The 17,729-nt window shown below is 40.0% G+C and carries 23 protein-coding genes; all 23 read right to left on the bottom strand.

Annotated features, from left to right (window positions below; genetic code table 11):
• Window positions 1-698 precede the first annotated feature (698 nt).
• The 23 genes from ACDZ28_RS00620 to ACDZ28_RS00510 all read right to left on the bottom strand — a co-directional run bounded on the left by ACDZ28_RS00620 (window position 699) and on the right by ACDZ28_RS00510 (window position 17,710).
• Entirely contained in the window at window positions 699-1,400 is a 702-nt protein-coding gene (locus tag ACDZ28_RS00620) for a hypothetical protein (protein ID WP_375102338.1), read from the bottom strand.
• A 150-nt stretch (window positions 1,401-1,550) separates the two neighbouring features.
• Window positions 1,551-1,757 carry a hypothetical protein gene (locus ACDZ28_RS00615; protein WP_375102337.1) on the bottom strand — a complete coding sequence of 69 codons (207 nt, stop codon included), beginning with the start codon at window positions 1,755-1,757 and terminating at the stop codon, window positions 1,551-1,553.
• Between the two features lie 363 nt (window positions 1,758-2,120).
• Window positions 2,121-2,456, bottom strand: coding sequence for a YolD-like family protein (locus tag ACDZ28_RS00610; RefSeq protein WP_375102336.1), 336 nt, complete (start codon window positions 2,454-2,456; stop codon window positions 2,121-2,123).
• A 12-nt stretch (window positions 2,457-2,468) separates the two neighbouring features.
• Window positions 2,469-2,711 carry a hypothetical protein gene (locus tag ACDZ28_RS00605; RefSeq protein ID WP_375102335.1) on the bottom strand — a complete coding sequence of 81 codons (243 nt, stop codon included), beginning with the start codon at window positions 2,709-2,711 and terminating at the stop codon, window positions 2,469-2,471.
• A gap of 58 nt (window positions 2,712-2,769) precedes the next feature.
• Window positions 2,770-2,991 (bottom strand): hypothetical protein, encoded by a 222-nt coding sequence (locus tag ACDZ28_RS00600; protein WP_375102334.1) that lies wholly within the window; start codon window positions 2,989-2,991, stop codon window positions 2,770-2,772.
• A complete protein-coding gene (locus tag ACDZ28_RS00595; protein WP_375102333.1) occupies window positions 2,988-3,188 on the bottom strand; it encodes a hypothetical protein in 201 nt (66 codons plus the stop codon). The genes ACDZ28_RS00600 and ACDZ28_RS00595 overlap by 4 nt, the downstream gene beginning before the upstream one ends.
• A gap of 348 nt (window positions 3,189-3,536) precedes the next feature.
• On the bottom strand, window positions 3,537-4,052 hold the full coding sequence (locus tag ACDZ28_RS00590) for a hypothetical protein (protein ID WP_375102332.1): 516 nt from the start codon (window positions 4,050-4,052) through the stop codon (window positions 3,537-3,539).
• Window positions 4,053-4,220: 168 nt separating this feature from the next.
• Window positions 4,221-4,460, bottom strand: coding sequence for a type II toxin-antitoxin system HicB family antitoxin (locus ACDZ28_RS00585; protein WP_375102331.1), 240 nt, complete (start codon window positions 4,458-4,460; stop codon window positions 4,221-4,223).
• 120 nt (window positions 4,461-4,580) lie between these two features.
• Window positions 4,581-4,964 (bottom strand): hypothetical protein, encoded by a 384-nt coding sequence (locus ACDZ28_RS00580; RefSeq protein WP_076179517.1) that lies wholly within the window; start codon window positions 4,962-4,964, stop codon window positions 4,581-4,583.
• Between the two features lie 20 nt (window positions 4,965-4,984).
• A complete protein-coding gene (locus tag ACDZ28_RS00575) occupies window positions 4,985-5,851 on the bottom strand; it encodes a phosphoadenosine phosphosulfate reductase family protein (protein WP_375102330.1) in 867 nt (288 codons plus the stop codon).
• A gap of 461 nt (window positions 5,852-6,312) precedes the next feature.
• Window positions 6,313-6,735: a hypothetical protein gene (locus ACDZ28_RS00570; RefSeq protein WP_375102329.1), complete on the bottom strand. Its 423-nt coding sequence runs from the start codon at window positions 6,733-6,735 to the stop codon at window positions 6,313-6,315.
• A gap of 122 nt (window positions 6,736-6,857) precedes the next feature.
• The gene (locus tag ACDZ28_RS00565) at window positions 6,858-8,756 is read right to left on the bottom strand and encodes a reverse transcriptase/maturase family protein (RefSeq protein ID WP_256720291.1); all 1,899 of its coding nucleotides are present in this window, start codon (window positions 8,754-8,756) and stop codon (window positions 6,858-6,860) included.
• A 338-nt stretch (window positions 8,757-9,094) separates the two neighbouring features.
• Window positions 9,095-9,283 (bottom strand): hypothetical protein, encoded by a 189-nt coding sequence (locus ACDZ28_RS00560; RefSeq protein WP_179086907.1) that lies wholly within the window; start codon window positions 9,281-9,283, stop codon window positions 9,095-9,097.
• A gap of 15 nt (window positions 9,284-9,298) precedes the next feature.
• A complete protein-coding gene (locus tag ACDZ28_RS00555) occupies window positions 9,299-9,613 on the bottom strand; it encodes a hypothetical protein (RefSeq protein ID WP_076315867.1) in 315 nt (104 codons plus the stop codon).
• Between the two features lie 48 nt (window positions 9,614-9,661).
• Window positions 9,662-11,575, bottom strand: a complete 1,914-nt coding sequence (gene ltrA / locus ACDZ28_RS00550; protein WP_076315866.1) for a group II intron reverse transcriptase/maturase — start codon at window positions 11,573-11,575, stop codon at window positions 9,662-9,664.
• Window positions 11,576-12,296: 721 nt separating this feature from the next.
• Window positions 12,297-12,524 carry a hypothetical protein gene (locus ACDZ28_RS00545; RefSeq protein ID WP_375102328.1) on the bottom strand — a complete coding sequence of 76 codons (228 nt, stop codon included), beginning with the start codon at window positions 12,522-12,524 and terminating at the stop codon, window positions 12,297-12,299.
• A 1-nt stretch (window position 12,525) separates the two neighbouring features.
• Window positions 12,526-13,860 (bottom strand): hypothetical protein, encoded by a 1,335-nt coding sequence (locus ACDZ28_RS00540; protein WP_375102327.1) that lies wholly within the window; start codon window positions 13,858-13,860, stop codon window positions 12,526-12,528.
• Between the two features lie 60 nt (window positions 13,861-13,920).
• Complete coding sequence (locus tag ACDZ28_RS00535) at window positions 13,921-14,616, bottom strand: hypothetical protein (protein WP_375102326.1); 696 nt, start codon at window positions 14,614-14,616, stop codon at window positions 13,921-13,923.
• Window positions 14,613-15,320: a hypothetical protein gene (locus ACDZ28_RS00530; RefSeq protein ID WP_375102325.1), complete on the bottom strand. Its 708-nt coding sequence runs from the start codon at window positions 15,318-15,320 to the stop codon at window positions 14,613-14,615. Before ACDZ28_RS00530 ends, ACDZ28_RS00535 begins: the two co-directional genes overlap by 4 nt.
• A gap of 18 nt (window positions 15,321-15,338) precedes the next feature.
• A complete protein-coding gene (locus ACDZ28_RS00525) occupies window positions 15,339-15,674 on the bottom strand; it encodes a hypothetical protein (RefSeq protein WP_375102324.1) in 336 nt (111 codons plus the stop codon).
• 545 nt (window positions 15,675-16,219) lie between these two features.
• Window positions 16,220-16,495 carry a hypothetical protein gene (locus ACDZ28_RS00520; RefSeq protein ID WP_375102323.1) on the bottom strand — a complete coding sequence of 92 codons (276 nt, stop codon included), beginning with the start codon at window positions 16,493-16,495 and terminating at the stop codon, window positions 16,220-16,222.
• A 61-nt stretch (window positions 16,496-16,556) separates the two neighbouring features.
• Complete coding sequence (locus ACDZ28_RS00515; protein ID WP_375102322.1) at window positions 16,557-16,835, bottom strand: hypothetical protein; 279 nt, start codon at window positions 16,833-16,835, stop codon at window positions 16,557-16,559.
• Between the two features lie 110 nt (window positions 16,836-16,945).
• Window positions 16,946-17,710 (bottom strand): metal-dependent hydrolase, encoded by a 765-nt coding sequence (locus ACDZ28_RS00510; RefSeq protein WP_375102321.1) that lies wholly within the window; start codon window positions 17,708-17,710, stop codon window positions 16,946-16,948.
• Between the last annotated feature and the right edge of the window lie 19 nt (window positions 17,711-17,729).

The following is a 17,729-nucleotide window of genomic DNA, read 5'->3' as shown; positions in this document are numbered from 1 at the left end:
TGTCCATCAACATGTATATATTTATGTAGGAAGGGCATACTAATAAGTCGTCTGGACATATGCACAAAATACGGATTATGTGTAAATGTCTAAATGATAATATCAATTAGATCATAAATACTTATCTTTTTTTGTACGTTGAAGCAAATACCCAGTTGCATATCCCACAATTGGAGAAAGATCTCGTATATATTTAATTCTTTTCAACAACATAGAGTGTCTTTGTGAAGCAAACCCGATTGCATACTTACAAATGTGTGATGCAAATGTGGTTGCATTAAAAAGAGCCCTTATATATCAAGGACTCTAAAGAAATCTCGCTCCTGGTACTCCCGGATAAATCAGCTTTGCTTCGGACACGACACGCTGACGCCGGCAGTCGGATCGAGCAGCTGTAGATCACACTTCTGGGCTCCAAAATAAAGCCAGTCTTTGCTGCCGACGTGCCTGTGACGGTGAGTGAATATGTAGAAAGAAAATAAATATTAGACTGGATATGCTGATCCCACGTGGGTTATCAAATTATAAAATCGGCAGATCTCGTAAAATAAGTATTAGACTGGCCCTTACTATAAAAACAGCGATAGCCGTTGACGAGAAGTCCTAGACTGCCGCTGTTTTATTGAGCTAACGTGTCCCGTTAGTGGAATAGCGTCCTTTATTATTACAACCAAGAACTAGGTGATTGATTATATTCACTATTCACCACGAGGTTCAGATGCAATTTCTGCTTGGATTTGGCGTGATTCATATTCAGCTTCTTGCTTACCATCAAGCAAACTTAAATAGTGTGTTGATAGCGAATCAAGGCTATCAAAAATACCTTGGAATACTGTATAAAAGTTTTCTAAATCCACTACTACATTATCGAATGTATTAATATAGAATTGTGGTTCTAAATCATTGTTTAACGTGTAACGACAAAATGTAATATCGTGAAGGGTTTTATTTTTTCCTTTTTTGTCTATCACTGTTCGTTCGATTTTTCCATAAAGTTCATTAATATATGCCTTTAGGTCACTTAGCATCTCATGAAATACTGCTATGTCATTCGAGCTATTCAGTTCGTTTCCTAAATCTACTACTTTTTTAAATAGCTCTTGTAAATTATGATTCCCGTCAAACGTATCGTTCTTATCCAATAATTGATTTTGCGTCCAACAGATTGCTTTTAAATACACTTCAATACTGTGGTTCACATTGAATAGAATTGGGAAAATTAAATTATCAGCTCTTTTGTCACTATTATCTTCTAAGATTTCTTTTACTAATAATAAAGCTGAATCACTAAATCCTTCTGCAATAACAATCATATTGTGGATATGGTCGTAATGTTGTGTTCGCCAATTCATAAAAGCGTTCTTTTCAATATCTTTATTGTATGAAAATATGTCTTTCATTGGTTATAATCTCTCCCTTTATTCGGTGGACCTATAAGTCTCTACCAATCAGCTGCTTTATTCGCTCAAAAATGACAACATCTCTAATCTGGTCTTTGATTATTCGAATGAATTCTTTAATACCGGGTTCACCCAATTAATTTTAACACATCAGTCCTCTTCGGTAATGATGAAGAACGACTCGTTATCCACGCTGAAAGTGAGCTCTTTATTGTCGACAATTCCCTGGAACTTATAGGAAGCTGCTGAAGGCCCGATGTAGCGAATGTTGGTTGCATTTTCTTGATCTTCAATCCGCTTGGTTAAAGCTTGAATCTCTTGTTCAGATAAATCACGATTTCCTGGAAACATAGCCATGTGGTTGGCCCCTCTCATGGAATTTGATACCGACTTTGACTTTGACTTTCTTTGACTTTAATTAGTATGCCATGTTATTTCTGTGATGTCAAATTCTCTCAAGCCGATTCGTGCGAATTATCCTTGTCCTGATATCTTACGAATTTTCATTTTCTAATAACAAGAAAAATTGTATAGCTACAGAAAGAAACCTGCACTCATAAAGAGTACAGGTTTCTTTCTAGCAGTTTTATCCCTATTCATATAATAATATAAGCATTCATCTATTAAAATATACATTGTTATACTATTATCTTTCGAAAATATTATTAGATAATCAAGTTATAGGTATCAGAATCATTCATTTTATTAATAATATATCTGCTATACATTAGCACTAATGATATTATCTATTTTGATCCAATCATAGTCATCGTTTGGCCATCTCATTTTGATTTGATTCAAATCTTTATCGATCTTTGTAGCAATTCCTTCGATCACTATATTCTCAGCAGGGTCGAACATAGTTAATGTAATCGCACTATGATCCTCAATTGACTTAGCCACCACTTGATGGATTTCATCCCATGCTTGTGGATCAAGCTCGGGTTTGTAGCGAATATCTTGATTTTGATGATCTGCAATTATGCGTTGTCCGAGTTCAGGCATGATCATTCGGCTACTCTCCCAAAGACCATTTCCTTCTAGTTTTTTTCTCACTATTGCATCCTCCTAATACTTAGTCCAGTATTCGATATTACCTCCATCCAATCCCCACCCTACCTCGTTTGTAGATGTCTGAGAGGTTTTGAATCTCGGATCAGGACGTTCCCAACCTTCAATGATTACGGCACTCTCTAAGGCGGAGTGTGGATCCCATTCGATATAATCTTCATCGACTAGTTCTTTAAATGCCTTATAAATCTTATCGGCAGTGCGCCCGCTTTTGATCTCTAGTTCTTGAAGAGTTGGCATATGAGTATGATGGACCGAAGAATGCCTCATAATCATAAGTAACTTACGAGCAGTGTCGCTAAGCATGCCGAAGCATCCTTAAGGCACTTAAAACGTTATCTTTACGTTCATACGATCCTCTGGGCTCTAGCCTTACAACATATCTGTGGGTGGCTGAGATAGGCTCAAGGAGCTTCCCATCAGCTGATATTCTTCGGATAGTCCATGGGAACTTTAGAAGCTCATTAAATATAGTAAAGGTTGCAGAAGTTCCCATGATTCTTTTGGTAAATTCACTCATGCTATTGCTCCTCCTTTATTAACCGGTTGCCACGCCAGGATATTATTGTATAAAAACACTCTTGGTGCACCGTTCCTCAAACAAGTGGCACGTATTCGGCCGTTACGAATACCGTTCACATCTATTATTCGTTGCGTAATCTTCCCGCTTTTATCCTGATACACGATTTCAATTCTCTGGCCAATCTGTATTTGCATAAAGAGCGCCTCCGAATGGGAACGTTTGTTTCTATTATACACGAACATACGTTTGCTTATCAACATTTTGAAATAATTAACTGCTTTTCATTCTGGCTATGTGAGCATGTAGCGGCAGACCATACTAATGCCGTAGATAACCAATCTGGAGCGACCCTAAGCCGCTCCAATATCTATTGTTGCTTGTCGTTTGAGTTAATCGTCGAATGCCTTAAACAACCACTCAGACATGTTGTGCAGGGTGTTTATAATGGCTTGATTTTGAAGCGGCTTAAGTGCTATTTATTGACTCGAGTGTTCTTTTTCATACATATTAATGTAACGGCTGCAGGAGAGTATCCATTCGTTTTAAGTGATCGATTCTCTATCATATTCATGCATCATATCCTCGATCCACTCTACATCTGTAAGAACTTCATAACAATCTACAGTCATGCGACCGTTAATTCCAGCTGCAGAGTTATCATCGGTATCCTGGGAGTCAAATATAGTGAGGACTCTATACATGATTGCAAGCAGCTCAACTAATAAACCGCGATAAGTACTTTGAGATAAGCCAGGGAAGCATGCAGAAATAGATGGGTACGAAGCTTTAAATGCTAACTCACTATCCCATTCACCTTCAAATGCCATAAGTGTTCCTTTTGCTGTGATCAGATTTTCTACTGACAAAATGTACTTTTCACCGGTACTTGTAAATAGCGCGAACGCTGCAAAGCGTGCTTTAATACCACCATATTTCGGTAACATGATGGATACTTCTTGAGCATGCTGTCCTAAAACCAACCTATTAATGGACTGCAAATAATGTGTGGTTTGTTCACGAATTTCTAAATGAGTACATGTTAATGATTGCTGCTTCATTAATCGATTCCCCCTAAGTAAAATGAAAAGAGGAAACACTTCTCCCAGTGGTTACTGTGAGAGGTGTTTCCTCTTGAAATGGTAATTATTATGTTGTGAGTTAAAGATATCATTGGTCAATGATAAATTCAAATAGAATTTTATTTAATCGTCTTCGGATCGAAGACTCTATTTTTGAGCTACAAAATCATCAAAGCAAATGGTCTCGATGATAGCAGTGTCTTTAGGGATGGCTCTACCTTGTTGTTTAGCTATTTCAAGCTCGGCTTGTACTAAATCAATAGCATTAGCACGCGCTTCTTCTAAAGTATCTCCAAGAACACCAAGGCGAAATACTGGAATGTAGGCAGATACATTCCCCTCTGCTTTATCCTCTTCAAATAAGATCTGTAATTTAAGTGCTGTCATTATCATCATTCCTTTCAGAAAATTAGTAGTGTTTAATGGGGCGGCTAACACCTTGTCAGGCCACCTAATTGAAAAATAGAAGTGAGTTTCCCTTCTATCTCTCTTTAGGAGCCCGAAATATTATGAACTAGGGCTTAATTTGCTTAATAGATTTCCGTTTTTATAACTATGGATACGGGTCATATTACCTGTTCTCGTATTACAAACGTATAGGCGATCCGTACTCTTCGCTAGGTTGTTCGGTTTTAAATCATCGATACTGCAGATCCATTCATTTTCAAAAGAATGTATGGCATCCTCAGTTAATGGAATGAAATGTGTTCCACAATCATATACAAACCAAGCGAATTTGGAGCATTGCTCCATTGCTTTCAAGTCTTTTTTATAAAAGTCGCAGTGGAACTTAGAATGTATAACAACCTCTTCTAGGATTCTTTTCATGCGATTAATCAATGAAGGGTGTATTTGTTGAACAGGTTTTTCTATAAATATCGATGTACTCATGTAAAATTCCTCCCGCTTGGCTATATATATGCTAGTTCCGCGCTCCACATTATGCTGTTTAAAGAAAGCTGGTCTTCTTGGATGAAATCGCTAAGAGAAAGTGAACCTCCATTACGGCTTTTTAAAGTATGGCCTAAGTCAACCTCCATCTGCTTTAAGTACTCCCAATCCTCAGGGAATAGTCGTGAGGTACGCTGCATTTCCGAAGCTGTATTAAAGATGCAAAATTTACAGGAACAGCGGCTTACCCACTCATAGCAGGGATGTAGTTCGATTCCATAATCCGCGGCTAATTGGCGCACCTGGTGTTTAAGCATATCTTTAATGGGTTTCAACCAATGAACGGTGCGATTCTTTTTGTTCGTCGCATGTGCCGAATGAAGCATGAAAACAGGTTTCTTAGATCGTTCCTTAGATTCTTCAGATCGTTCACCAGTCAATAACAGGATCTTGCAATTATCGAATTGACGAACCCACTTCGCATAAACATCTCTTTTCATATACGAAGTGCAGAAACGGCAGCTGGAGTCCGGAAACATTTTACGGTCCCGAATTCTCTCTTCTAAACTTAAATCACCCCATATAACGATTAAGGGAAGATCAAGTTTTTCGCTTAGGTACTGAAGGTATCCATCGGTCTGCGGCCAATCAAACAATTGTCTTTTAGTCGTATCTTCTGGATCTCCATCGACACGCATATGGACAAGTTTGATTTTTTCTTTTGGAATATGATAGCCGTGAAGGGCTACAAGCGCCGTTGCGACACTATCTACCCCACCCGATACATTGACATGAACTTCATCATATTCATGAAGCGGGAGCATTTCTGAAGGCAACTCAGTAAGTACATACTGCTCAGCTGCACGACTAATATCTACCGGATCCACTTTATCTCCTCCTATAGGCACAAAAAAACCATGGAACGCAAAAAGACACCAAACAGGTGTCTATCGTCTCCATGGCAAAATAAGCCCTAATATTTATGAACTGGTCGTGTTCCAGTACAACTCCAACTCTGTCGAATCACTAACGACAAGAGAAAATTCGATGAATCATAATATAATATATTTACCACATTTACAGATATTCGTCAATAAACTGCAATTTATAACACAGAGATGTAGTTAAGACTAGCATATTTCACTTCTTGCGGGTATCTCTAATTTGACCATATTGACATCCAAGTGAATTTTTAATTGATAAATTATTCATAACGTATTTATTTTCATCCGTCAAATCCCATACTAATTACATTTCCATTAATAAAAAGAGGGTAGCCTGGATTCACTCCTTTAGGCTCCCTCTAGATACTATTGATCAACGTGCATATTGCTTTATCACTTTTTAACTAATTTGGGAAAACTTCATCTGCATAGATTGGACGACAACTGCCAAAACGAGCGTTAAAATTGTTATAATGAACGACAATACTATTAGAACTAAATAACTCGTTAAGGACAGTAGATATCTGAAAAGCCGCCATTTCATTTGCAATCATTCGCTGCGGTTGATATGGCTCTAGTCCACAGTTGTGAGAAGGTGGAATAGCATCCTTCGCATCGATAGCGTAAACCGAGTTGAGAGCTGGCAAAATGACCTCTCCTGCTTTCTTAAGACCTACAACGACTTGACCTGAATACCCACTTTCCAAATTGTCTAAGGCTTCTTCCGGAGTCCACTCTTCCTCCGTTTTATCTTCTGGAATAAACACTCCTTCAATACCGGCATCGATGTAAATCAAATCATCGGTTTTATTAAAGTATTCATTCATGATGTTTCGTGAATAGTCGTAGGGTAAGCCCCAAGCGCCAAATATGTTTACGCATACCGGTTTCTCAAGGCTCCCCTCGGAACCGGACTTGAAGCTTTCACCTCATCCGGCTCCCCAGATAACTAACATCCTACATATTGCCTAAGTGTACCTTTGTGTAAATCCACGTGACAGTTCCTACATAGCGCTATAGTTTTTCGTTGTCTCGCTATCATTACTCTTTCCCATAGCTCCTTACCCTTCAAACCCTTGAGTTTACGTACATGGTGCATCTCTAGTTCTACCCCAGAAGTTCCACACCATTCACAAGTGTCTGCAGCAAGTCTTGCCATAAGGCTTCCTCTTCCAGTGTAGATAAGCTTATTTGGTATTAGATCGACGTCTACATCAACGAACGCCTTCTCGGACCGCTTAAATGGTCCATTAAAAAGTTTGTTGATCATTAGCTTCCCTTTGCTGTTCTTATATGTAACTGCAAGAGCGCCATCGATTGAATACTTTCGACGTATCTCGCTTGCCGATGTCCTATACTTATTGGCGAGCGTCTTCTGAAAGCTTTGATGAATAATGAAGTACGGATGGTGAAAATTGAATATGTTATGTGCAAGCTGGTAGTAGTTATAAAAGCCTCTAATTGTTGCATTGTATGATCTGATGATTTCAAGTTCATCAAGGTTAGTTAGAGGTTTGTTATGCCTGGCTCTCCAGCTCCCATCTTGTCCAATTGACATATATCCGTTTTTCAAGAGAAACTCTCTTACTCTGTCGTGAGGCATGCGTAGTATTACATTCCCGTTGAGCTGTTTTACTAAGCCTCTCTTCGTTGGAATACCTGCACTTGATCTCGCGATTTCAATTTCGTATCCAAGAAATCTAATTGGCTTTGAATTGTGAGTGATGAAAGTTTTCTCCTCGCTGAGATTCAACTTCAACTCTTCCTTAAGGAACTGCTTGATTTTCTGTTTTAGTTCTACCGCATCTTCTTTGTTTCCGATTACACTGATAATAAAATCATCTGCATACCGAAAATACTTTAGCCTACGAAACCCCGCGTCCATGTCATCTTTGCTTGACATATTACGTTGAATCAGCTCGGATTTCCTTATCTTACCTAAGAGTGTCTTTTTCTCCTTCCGATCAGTACATGCCGCGTAGTATTTGCGGTATTTTTTGACTTGGAAGTTGGCGCTACCCCAGGCATTGCTGTGTCCCCTTGCATCTCCCTTATAGAATTTCTGAATAAGGTTGTCCATAAATAAATCTAGTTCACCTAGATATATATTGGAGAGAATGGGGCTCAATATGCCACCTTGCGGAGCGCCACTGAAAGTCTTATGATACACCCAGTTTTCAACGTATCCAGCTTTAAGGAACTTGCGGATCAGATTAAGGAATCTTTCGTCCTTAATCTTTTTGCGAAGGATGTTTATAAGAATATCATGGTCGATATTATCAAAGAATCCTTCAATGTCACCCTCAACCCACCATTTAGTACTTTTACATCTATCCCTTATCTTGAGGATTGCTGTGTGACAGCTGCGACCGGGTCTGTATCCGAAAGAGTCTTCGGAAAAGGTCGGTTCATATAGGCATTCCAAAATCACTCGGACTGCTTCTTGAACTATCTTGTCATCCATTGAGGGAATGCCCAATGGACGCATCTTACCGTTCCTCTTTTTGATATACGTCCTTCTGGCGGGGGTGGGACGAAAGCTTTCGTCCCCAAGAGACTTGATCATTCTGTTGATTCTATCGAGACTATACCCATCGATTGTCTTTCCGTCATAACCAGGCGTCATATTGCCTGGGTTAGAAGCTTTTCTCGAGTAGGCTCTTAAGTACAGCTCGGAATTGTAAAGAATACGATACAGATCCGTGAATTTAAAATTCTCCACTTTAGTCTTTTCTTGTAGGATGTCTAAAACTACATCAAGTCTTTGCATGGTATTCCACCATAACCTCTCGTATGTTTTAGAAAAGTAATCCTGCTCTCCTTCGCCAGCACCAGTAGTGTCACTCATGCCTCCATGAATGTGTGGGCGTCTTTCACGCTTCCGAATTTACGGCAATCCCTGTTAATTCAGGTTCCTCAGACTACTACGAGAGCTCCGACACCATATTGGATATTCATAGACCATTGTCTAATAGCTCATTCAGAGCGTTCCAACGTAGGTGTTCTCCGTTTAACCCTTAGCTGATATTTAAGAAACTACTTAGGCTCCCATTTCGCTCTTGTAACCTGCTTATTGTAGGCGGCTGAATCTACGGTTGACGTATGCGAGGATAACGAACCCACATAACCTAAGATTCACCTTCACTCTTTCCCACGATGACGTGAAGGGGGGCGCGTTCTTCCCTCCTAGAGCTTGGGTTCAGGCAATTCAGCTTTAGCCATATAGTTTCGTCTCACTCCAGAAGCACTCAGAATCGACGTGGTTTCAATTCTGCCACTTCTTCTGTTACCATGCGATTGTCCCCCAAGCGGTTTCCCTTTGAGGTAAGGTATGGAGTGGCAAGAGGCCACACTCTTGGCAGGCTTCCCTGTCATTCAGCTAAATGTCTTTTACGGACGCACGTTATCCACTGCTCCAATCAAGACTTTTTGAATATGCTGGTCATACCCATGACGATAGTCCGTGAGTGTAAATAACTTCTCTAGAGACTCCACAGACTCAATGTAAGAATTGGAATAAGATCCAATCTTAAGTCCATAAGTAAGTCCGTATCTCTTGGCCAAGACATCTGCCTTTTTGAGTCCAATATCAGAAGAGATAAAAGGTTGCCGAAGCAATGTGGATAGGTAAACCTTTGATATGATCTCCGGCTTTTCCCCCCACCCAAACCGAACAGGCACCTTTCGATGCATTCGGCTTTCCATCGACGGAATTTGGATTTTAAAATCCTCTAGATGCTCATATTGAGCCTCCTAAATAGGTCCATCAGAACCGAGTCTGATTTTACGAAATTTTATAATTTTGTCCCTTCTGCTTTTCTTGAGAGTCACCTCATCGGGTATTCCATACTCGATATATCGATGATCTTCCGTACACATCCATAAAAGGTTGGACACCTTATTCACTTGATCTAAGGGAAGCTTAGGGTTCTTATGATGACATTCCTTTTCGCCTTTAACGAGTTCACAAGTACAAATCTGGCAAACGTACAATCCTTTGCGAAGGGTCTGATTGAACGCATACTCCCTATTCATGACGAATTCAAAATTGTGAAGCGGGTCTTTGTGAAAGAGACTTCCGTAAAGAGCTTCATCGTTGTATAGGGGTTGTCTAGCTAACGGCAGTCTTTTACCCTCATGAATTCTGAGATATAGGGACCTACCTCTATCGGAATATGGTGTGAGATCTTGACCGTACTGCCTGGCGTATTGAATGGGAGTGATATAGGCTTTAGTGATGCCAATCCACAAACCATTAATCTTCACGGCCCAGGTTTTATCTGTTCGAGTTATAGGTTTCCCCTTAGCATCGGAAAAATGTCTGTTTACCCTATTAGAAAGCATATGAAGTGCTACATAGTGTTCATATAACGACTTTTTATATACTTTCTTGAACTGGAAGTAGACCATAGTACTGACCAAATTATCGATTTTTTTCAAGATTCTCTTTGAAGCGCCCATCTTCCAATATTCAGCAATACCGACTATGCGGGAGTTGAGATTTTCAATTTCAATCGCCCTTAATCTATCGTCGCGTCTGCGAGCAATGTATCTGATCTGTTCACGTAGTGATTGAACTTGCTGTTTTACCCGTTCAGGTTCAGGGTATGTCTTTGCCACCGCGATTTTACTCAGACCGTTAATACCTTTCCTGACTTCGGATTTTATATGAAATCCAAGGAACTTAACCGGTTGTTGTGAAACGTCCGTAATAAGTGTCTTCTCCTCCGACAGTTCAAGTTTTAACCGATGATTGAAGTACTTGATGAGCCATCTATAGAGCCTACTTGCTTCGACTTCTGATGGTGTCTGAATAATCCAATCGTCAGCATATCTGGTAATAAATTTTGGTGAAATACCTTTCTTCCTTAGGACTCTTTGAGCGTTGCTAATTGTGCTGTATTGATCAGAGAAGCTTGGAATATGAAACATCCGCGCTATAGTCCAATCAAAATCATTTAGATAAGCATTAGCGAGTAACGGGGACAGAATGCCTCCTTGAGGAGTACCGGTTGTGGATTCAATGAATATTCCTTTTTCCATGATACCGGATTTGAGCATCTTTTTGATGATCGCAAGGATTCTCTTATCGATGATACCAAGTCGTTCCAATTTTCGTATGAGCAATCTGTGATTAACATTATCGAAAAAGCTTTTAATGTCCCCTTCGATTGCCCACTGAGAATTGCTGTTGACCATTCGTGCCACTCTCGCGATTGCGTGCTCTGTAGAGCGGTAAGGTCGAAACCCGTAAGAGTGATCGTAGAAGCGTGCTTCTAGTATGGGTTCAATAACAATCCGAATACATTCTTGAACTACTCGATCGATAAATGCTGGAATTCCTAGAGGTCTCTTTTTCCCGTTGCGCTTTGGAATGTGAACCCTGCGGACAGGTAAAGGCTTGTAATCATTTAATGCATCCCGAACAAGTAAAATGACCTCTTCATAAGGCATTTGCAGGAAGTGATCAACGTTTTTTCCGTCAACCCCTGCAGTCTTCGCACCAGTGTTACTTTTGATGTTATGGATTGCCGTAATGATAGTTTGATCGTTAGATACCAGTTCAAGAATACCTGTAAATGATTTACCTTTTTTTGAATGTGCAAACAAAAGGTCAAGCGTTTCGCGTAGTTCTTTTTCGGTTTGAATCGTGTTCGGAACCCGCATTGGTATCACCCTCCTTTCGGCTGGCATCCTTGCGTTGGCGATTTACCCATAAAGGGAGTTCGCACGATTCCGATGTTCCTATTACTCCCGCCGACTAGCACCCTTCGCCGTGTATGCGGCTTTCCCGCACTCAGACTACTACGATGCCTCTGTTGCTCAATTAGTTTCATTGCGTGACATCGCTCCGCTAACTGGCAATCCCCCGTGATTTTGTGATTATCCTTTTGTATATCCCTTAGGCGGCAACTTTACCCCGGCGATTCCAGAGACGGTGTGAATCAAGAGTTAACCGTCTACTTCAACTCGGTCTTTATTCCGAGAGATATCTGATCAAAAATTACAAACAGATACAACCGCTTGTCCTCTCCTACATCGGGTATGGGAGAGCGAAGATGACGAGGCTTACGTTACTTCACATATGTTCGCCGTAGGATAAGGAGGCCCGCGCTATACTAGGCACTATTGAAACCCGAAGTGCTTTTCAGCTACGACTTTTAACCCGCTTTATGAAGGTTTGCACTATGTCAATGCTCCCCCATGGGTTAGTTCTCAGCCCGCGCAGTACCAAGGAGGGTGTCACCCCTCCCCATAGGCATTGATTCCTGCGGGATGGGGTATTCACCCATCATTCATCACAAAACTTCGCTTAGACGGAATTCCACCGTCGAGATAGTGTTAACTATCTGCGTGTACGTTACTTGATGGATGACTATGCCATCAATTAGTACAAGCGAGGCGCACAATTTTTCTCTTCAACTGCATCCGGATCCGCTATGAGCAAATAGGAATTCACTTTACTAAAAGCACTCATTATTTTTGTAATCCGCTGAACGGCATATCCGCCGGTCCCTCCGCTACCAACGATCACAATATAATACATCATCTTTGAGACTGAAGGCAGATGAGATTGTGATTTCTCTCTTTTATGAAAGTCGAATAATTGAATCATTTTAAAGGACCTCCTGAGTTGAGATCACAACGCGGTTTCTCCATTTTTGCGGATAAGGTGTATAAGGAATTAGATTCCATGAGTCATCTTGGTTATCGTAGTTACCTTCTATCCAGACTGACGAGAGGAGCGGGAGGAATTTACCGGCTACTCCAGCACGAGTCTTGATGTCAAAACGAATAACGCCATCTCCTTTAATGATTCGGCCAATTACACCATATAACATAGTGCCAACCTCATCATTGTCATCAATAGTACTGAAATAAGCTCTCATCGTATTGTGGGAGTGTATTTCAGCAACTCGCATGAGATCTGGTCTAAATTCAGTGTAATTCGGATCAATTGATTCTTTACTTACTTTTTGATGAGGCACATTCACAACATATTTTTTATTTATGCGATCCCAGTAGAAAACTCCCATTACCTCGACTTCTAAATCGGAATAATCCGAGAAGAAAGAGAGTAGTTGTAGCATTAAATGCTCAGGAATCTTCGGGAGGGAAAGCTTAAAGCCTTCTTGGCATTGATCTAAACTATTTCTTTCAGGAAGCTGGGATACGAGCTGCTGGAACCCTTCCCAATTCTGAAGTTCATCGATATTAGATCTGGCAACAAAAATACCAATTAGATTCTCACGAACTTCATAGAATCCATCCTGAGCTGCTAAGATATTGACTATTTCTTTATTTTCAACTAGCTCCTTAGCTGTAGAAAAAAAACCGCGGGAGCCATCAATAAAAAAGGCTCCTTTCTTACCACCAGTGATAATCGGTACGATAATGTTCTGCTTCGCATCCCAGTCCATTTTTGTTCTACTCTTAGAACATTCTGGGTGATCCTTCTGCAGAGCTTTTCGTACATCGTCTAGTGTGGCCACGGATAGTTTATCTAGTGCAATGTATTTAGTGATAGGTCGGTTTATACCGGCATAGCAGATGAATGTCGTACTCGTAAAAACTGGTTTCTTCTCTGTTTTGCCTGCTGTAGACTTAGGTTCAGTAGATGGAGACTTCCCAGCAAGCTCATTTTCATCGGCATCTTTTTCGTTTTCCTCTTGATCTTCAGATAAGGCATCTTTCTCTTCTTCAGATAAATCGCTATCCTTCAGATCCTGGTCATCACATCCATCGTCAGAACAAGAATCTTTTACAGATGGTTTACTCGGTTGTGAGGCGTTACGCTTTCCATTCAGAAGAGGCGAGAAGCTTTTATCGTCACTTTTTTTATCATCCGATGATTCTGTATCCTTTGACTGTGCTGCAAGGGGGCTGCTGAAGCTACCTTTGAAATAATCAAAGAGATTGGAACCACCATAGTTATCATTATTAGTTGTCATTTTTATATCCTCCAGATTCGATCTATTATTCATAAGGTAATCTTGATCTTATCGCTAGAATTAGATCAATTCATTAACCCAATTGAACAAAGTTTTACCCGACTTTTTCAAGAATTCCTCAGGGAAATCTTTTCCTTTTAACGTTTCTAATAATTCTCTATACGGCAGGTTACTTGAATTTGCGGTACTGTAATAGCAATCAGAATTAGTAGAGTTAAAAAACAACTCTGGAATCGTTGTAAGTTGCGATATACGGGTCAGAATAGGACGCTCTGTTCCACCCCAACAAACCGCGAAATCTGATCTTACATTAGAATAAGGAAAACGATAGATTTCTGAATCTTCATTAAGAACACCGTAACTTTCACAAGCACCCAAAAACGCCCTAGAGATAACATACTCATCTCCTCGATGAAGTAGTTCAAATCCAAAGACAAGTCTCGGAAATGGAACTTCATCAACTAGTGCCTCATGATAGTAAATTGATCTGCGATGAGGAGCTATCTCTAGAAAGCAAGTACACTTTGACCCATCAACACTCTCTGAATAGTACAAAGTACCCCGAGGCAATATTGGTGTTGCTAAGTTACCCAAGTCAATTTTTGGCGTTAACGCATTGGCGATCGCTTCATGGGTATGAAAGCCTTCTCCGGTTTTGATTCCATCTTGATAATCTTCAATGTACGGCAAATTAAAATCAGATATCTTAATGATTTGTACATTTCCTTTATCTTCTATGCTTAGGGACACATTCATGCTACTTCATCAGCCTCTCTATGATTTTTCGTCTTCTTAGATAGGAATGTATCTTGCTGTACTGCAGATGAACAAATCGTGACATCCAGAGCTTGATCCTGAACTGGATCTTTAGCCGCTTCTGTCTTAATTTTTGTAGATAGCAATTCCTGACCTATTTTATGAATGAGAACACTGCGAAGACGTTGCATCAACTTTTCCTTTTTTGAATCTATTAACTCTTGTACTGCATAACGTATTTTTAACAATTGCGCTAAGAAGGTGTGATTATCATCAGAGTATCCTAAGAAACTGATTACCAAGCCATCGGAAGAAAGCTTACCGGTCATCTCTCGATCCCCATAATTAGAATCGATACGCATCATTTGATTAATGCGTTGGATAATCATTGATTCCTCTTTTGGTGATAGTAGCGACAGCAGTTCACTCATCTGAGGGAATGGCAGTGTTAGAGTGATAGATTCACCACCAGTTTCCTCGAATTCTCTTTCGTCGATTTCATAGCTGCCAAAAATGCGAGATATACACTCGTAAAAGACGGAGAGCTGATCATCAGAGTCAAAGTAGTATGGATTACTAATATAATTAATAGAGATACTACAAATGTCGAATCCAGCATCATGAGTCATTTTTAGCATGATCAATGAATCGAATTGTGATTGCAATTGTAATACTTCCTCACTAGAAAAATAGCTACCCTCCATTTTTCATAACACACTCCCTTAAAAGAATTGAATGTCTTCAGTTTGCTTTACTGGTTCAGATATTTTTAGACTTCTCACAACATTTATATTATGTAGATATTGATGAATCACATTATCCTTGTTCGGATTACTCAAGGATTCTGAATCCATATAATCTTGGTCGCAATAACCAAATGCTTCGTGCATTGCGATCATTGCTTCTTCTAGTGTGAAGGAATTCCAGTCCACACGACCACTTTCTCCCTCTAAACCAGCTTCAATAGCTTTAAATACACCCGACTTAAATTTAGGTGAACTTGTAGCAGTACCTGATAGCTTCTTTCTGAAGCTAACAAGATCGAAACTCTCTATCATTTTTATCCTCCCTTGTTTTAGGCACAAAAAAAGCCGTGGAAACCAAAAAAAGCATGCGAAAAGTCGCACACTTATAGTCTCCACGGCTGATTTAGCCTACATTTTTTTAAGCAACACTACTGTTGCTCTTCTCACTCTTTCATCGAATCATTAACGACGAAGAAAATCAATTAAATCGGAATAAGCTTATTATAAGCATAAGGAACTATAGTGTAAAGAAAGGAGCGGGAAATTAGTCTGTCATTGCTCAAAGTTTCTTATTCTTATGTAATGAATGAAAGGATTTTATTTACTGAATCGCTGTTTTAGCATGCTAGTTGGTTGGGTCAAGCCTTTTGTTTTTTTTGCCATACTACCCTCGTCCTTTTAATAAAATTAATTATTTTTCTTATTCACAGCAGCTGTCAGAACCTTAACGCCGTCAGGTACATCAGCATGATACTGTTTGACGGCGGAAGGTAGCCAAGAGCGAAACTCCTACGTAGAGTCGCAAGGGTATCATTTGCGGGATAGCTGTTCTTTTTGTTTTCCTACTAGTGAGAAGGTTATTTTGACTCCTCAATCTTCTTAAGAGTATTCCGACGAAAAATACTGGAATCGTAATTAACAAAGTAATGAGATTCTTCATTTAATTTACTTGTATCAAACCGAGAAGGGACGTTAACCTTAGTTTTTTCACCCAGTTGATTTATTAATACAATACTATTTTCTTTAATCTCAGATACGTTAACAATTGCAGTTGTACTGCGAGGATTGTAACCATACACAAAGAACAAGATGATACAGGAGAGGAAGATAATTCCGCTTTTGTTTATTTTCATTTTTTTCCACCACCTTGAACTAATGATACAACAAAGGTAAGTAGATTACACTTGAGTAAGGTTATATATGTGGAGTTGGTGTAACGGAAGCACCTCGGCTGGTGCCTTCAACTGTGGAGAGCAAGAAGTATTGGCAATCATCGCGCTGCGCGTTCTCCAGAATGCATTGTTGCTTGCTTTCAAGGTTTTGATATCCATCAATGCAGATAACTTTCAACGGGCCTGACTGAGCCTTAGTAAGCTTAAACGCGAAGTCTAACGCCTCACCTTCAGACAATCCATCAATAAGAGTTCCGTCAATTCGGATGCGTCCCTTATCATCTACCGTCAGACCGTCCACTGGTAGAGCAGCGCCAATACTAAGCCCTTAACCTTGTCATTCATTCTTTTGTTACTGCTATGTATTTAGACAGTCGAGTTTAATTATAAGACAATTTCTTTCTAAATCCTCTATTTCACGACAATCTTTCCTAAGGTTAACGTATCTAAAAAAATAAAGTGCTCATAATTTCCCCCGCGAAAGAATACGAACCATACGAGAACGAATGTGAGACCGATACAGAGGTTTTCTATCAATGTGCCTTTCATAGTCCCAGTACTCATCAGGCGTAGCTTCAGACGGAAATCGAACGGTGGTAATGGGCGAATTCCATGGTTTGTGAGTGCATCAGCGAGTAGATGAATTAGATAAGATAAGCCACCGGCGATCCATAGCGCATGTCCATAGGTATAAGTTGAAAAGTAAAGAAGTGCAGTCCATCCAAGTACACCGTATAAAGAGTGGGTAATCCCACGATGAGGCACTAGAGCACAGATAATGAGCAGGCAGCCGATGATAGTGCTCCACGGAATATAAGACTGACCAAACAAGATCAGGCAAGCGCCAATCAGGATCATCATGACGTTCCGGAGTGTTCGGGTTGGCATAAAAGATACGAGTGCAGCTAGAATGGCGATGACTGTGTTCCATGGTGCGAGTTCAGTTCCATAAAAATAAACGAATGCAGCAAGTGCGATAAGTACGCCCTGCAGAAGACGAAGTAAAGATGTTGGGAGTGCTCTTGATACTAAAAGTGAATTAGGTTCATCGATATCCGGAAGAAGAGAACTAACCACAGTTACAGCGACTACTGGTACTGTTATTTTATAATCGGCTAACCCTAAGATCGAAATAGTAACTCCGGTACTTATTGCTAAGTGAGCTCTTCCCATCATAAGAATCAACAACCTTTCT

Source organism: Paenibacillus sp. RS8, from assembly GCF_041956825.1.
Taxonomy (GTDB): Bacteria; Bacillota; Bacilli; order Paenibacillales; family Paenibacillaceae; genus Paenibacillus_AQ.
This window is presented reverse-complemented; position numbering and strand designations above follow the sequence as displayed.

Coding starts and splice junctions, on each gene's coding strand:
- ACDZ28_RS00590 (WP_375102332.1), bottom strand. CDS start 4,052: ATGAAGCAGCAATCATTAACATGTACTCATTTAGAAATTCGTGAACAA.
- ACDZ28_RS00620 (WP_375102338.1), bottom strand. CDS start 1,400: ATGAAAGACATATTTTCATACAATAAAGATATTGAAAAGAACGCTTTT.
- ACDZ28_RS00615 (WP_375102337.1), bottom strand. CDS start 1,757: ATGGCTATGTTTCCAGGAAATCGTGATTTATCTGAACAAGAGATTCAA.
- ACDZ28_RS00525 (WP_375102324.1), bottom strand. CDS start 15,674: ATGATAGAGAGTTTCGATCTTGTTAGCTTCAGAAAGAAGCTATCAGGT.
- ACDZ28_RS00520 (WP_375102323.1), bottom strand. CDS start 16,495: ATGAAAATAAACAAAAGCGGAATTATCTTCCTCTCCTGTATCATCTTG.
- ACDZ28_RS00560 (WP_179086907.1), bottom strand. CDS start 9,283: ATGACAGGGAAGCCTGCCAAGAGTGTGGCCTCTTGCCACTCCATACCT.
- ltrA (WP_076315866.1), bottom strand. CDS start 11,575: ATGCGGGTTCCGAACACGATTCAAACCGAAAAAGAACTACGCGAAACG.
- ACDZ28_RS00595 (WP_375102333.1), bottom strand. CDS start 3,188: ATGCAAATACAGATTGGCCAGAGAATTGAAATCGTGTATCAGGATAAA.
- ACDZ28_RS00535 (WP_375102326.1), bottom strand. CDS start 14,616: ATGAATGTGTCCCTAAGCATAGAAGATAAAGGAAATGTACAAATCATT.
- ACDZ28_RS00545 (WP_375102328.1), bottom strand. CDS start 12,524: ATGATTCAATTATTCGACTTTCATAAAAGAGAGAAATCACAATCTCAT.
- ACDZ28_RS00540 (WP_375102327.1), bottom strand. CDS start 13,860: ATGACAACTAATAATGATAACTATGGTGGTTCCAATCTCTTTGATTAT.
- ACDZ28_RS00605 (WP_375102335.1), bottom strand. CDS start 2,711: ATGCCAACTCTTCAAGAACTAGAGATCAAAAGCGGGCGCACTGCCGAT.
- ACDZ28_RS00565 (WP_256720291.1), bottom strand. CDS start 8,756: ATGAGTGACACTACTGGTGCTGGCGAAGGAGAGCAGGATTACTTTTCT.
- ACDZ28_RS00510 (WP_375102321.1), bottom strand. CDS start 17,710: ATGATGGGAAGAGCTCACTTAGCAATAAGTACCGGAGTTACTATTTCG.
- ACDZ28_RS00585 (WP_375102331.1), bottom strand. CDS start 4,460: ATGACAGCACTTAAATTACAGATCTTATTTGAAGAGGATAAAGCAGAG.
- ACDZ28_RS00530 (WP_375102325.1), bottom strand. CDS start 15,320: ATGGAGGGTAGCTATTTTTCTAGTGAGGAAGTATTACAATTGCAATCA.
- ACDZ28_RS00555 (WP_076315867.1), bottom strand. CDS start 9,613: ATGGAAAGCCGAATGCATCGAAAGGTGCCTGTTCGGTTTGGGTGGGGG.
- ACDZ28_RS00570 (WP_375102329.1), bottom strand. CDS start 6,735: ATGAATGAATACTTTAATAAAACCGATGATTTGATTTACATCGATGCC.
- ACDZ28_RS00580 (WP_076179517.1), bottom strand. CDS start 4,964: ATGAGTACATCGATATTTATAGAAAAACCTGTTCAACAAATACACCCT.
- ACDZ28_RS00600 (WP_375102334.1), bottom strand. CDS start 2,991: ATGAGTGAATTTACCAAAAGAATCATGGGAACTTCTGCAACCTTTACT.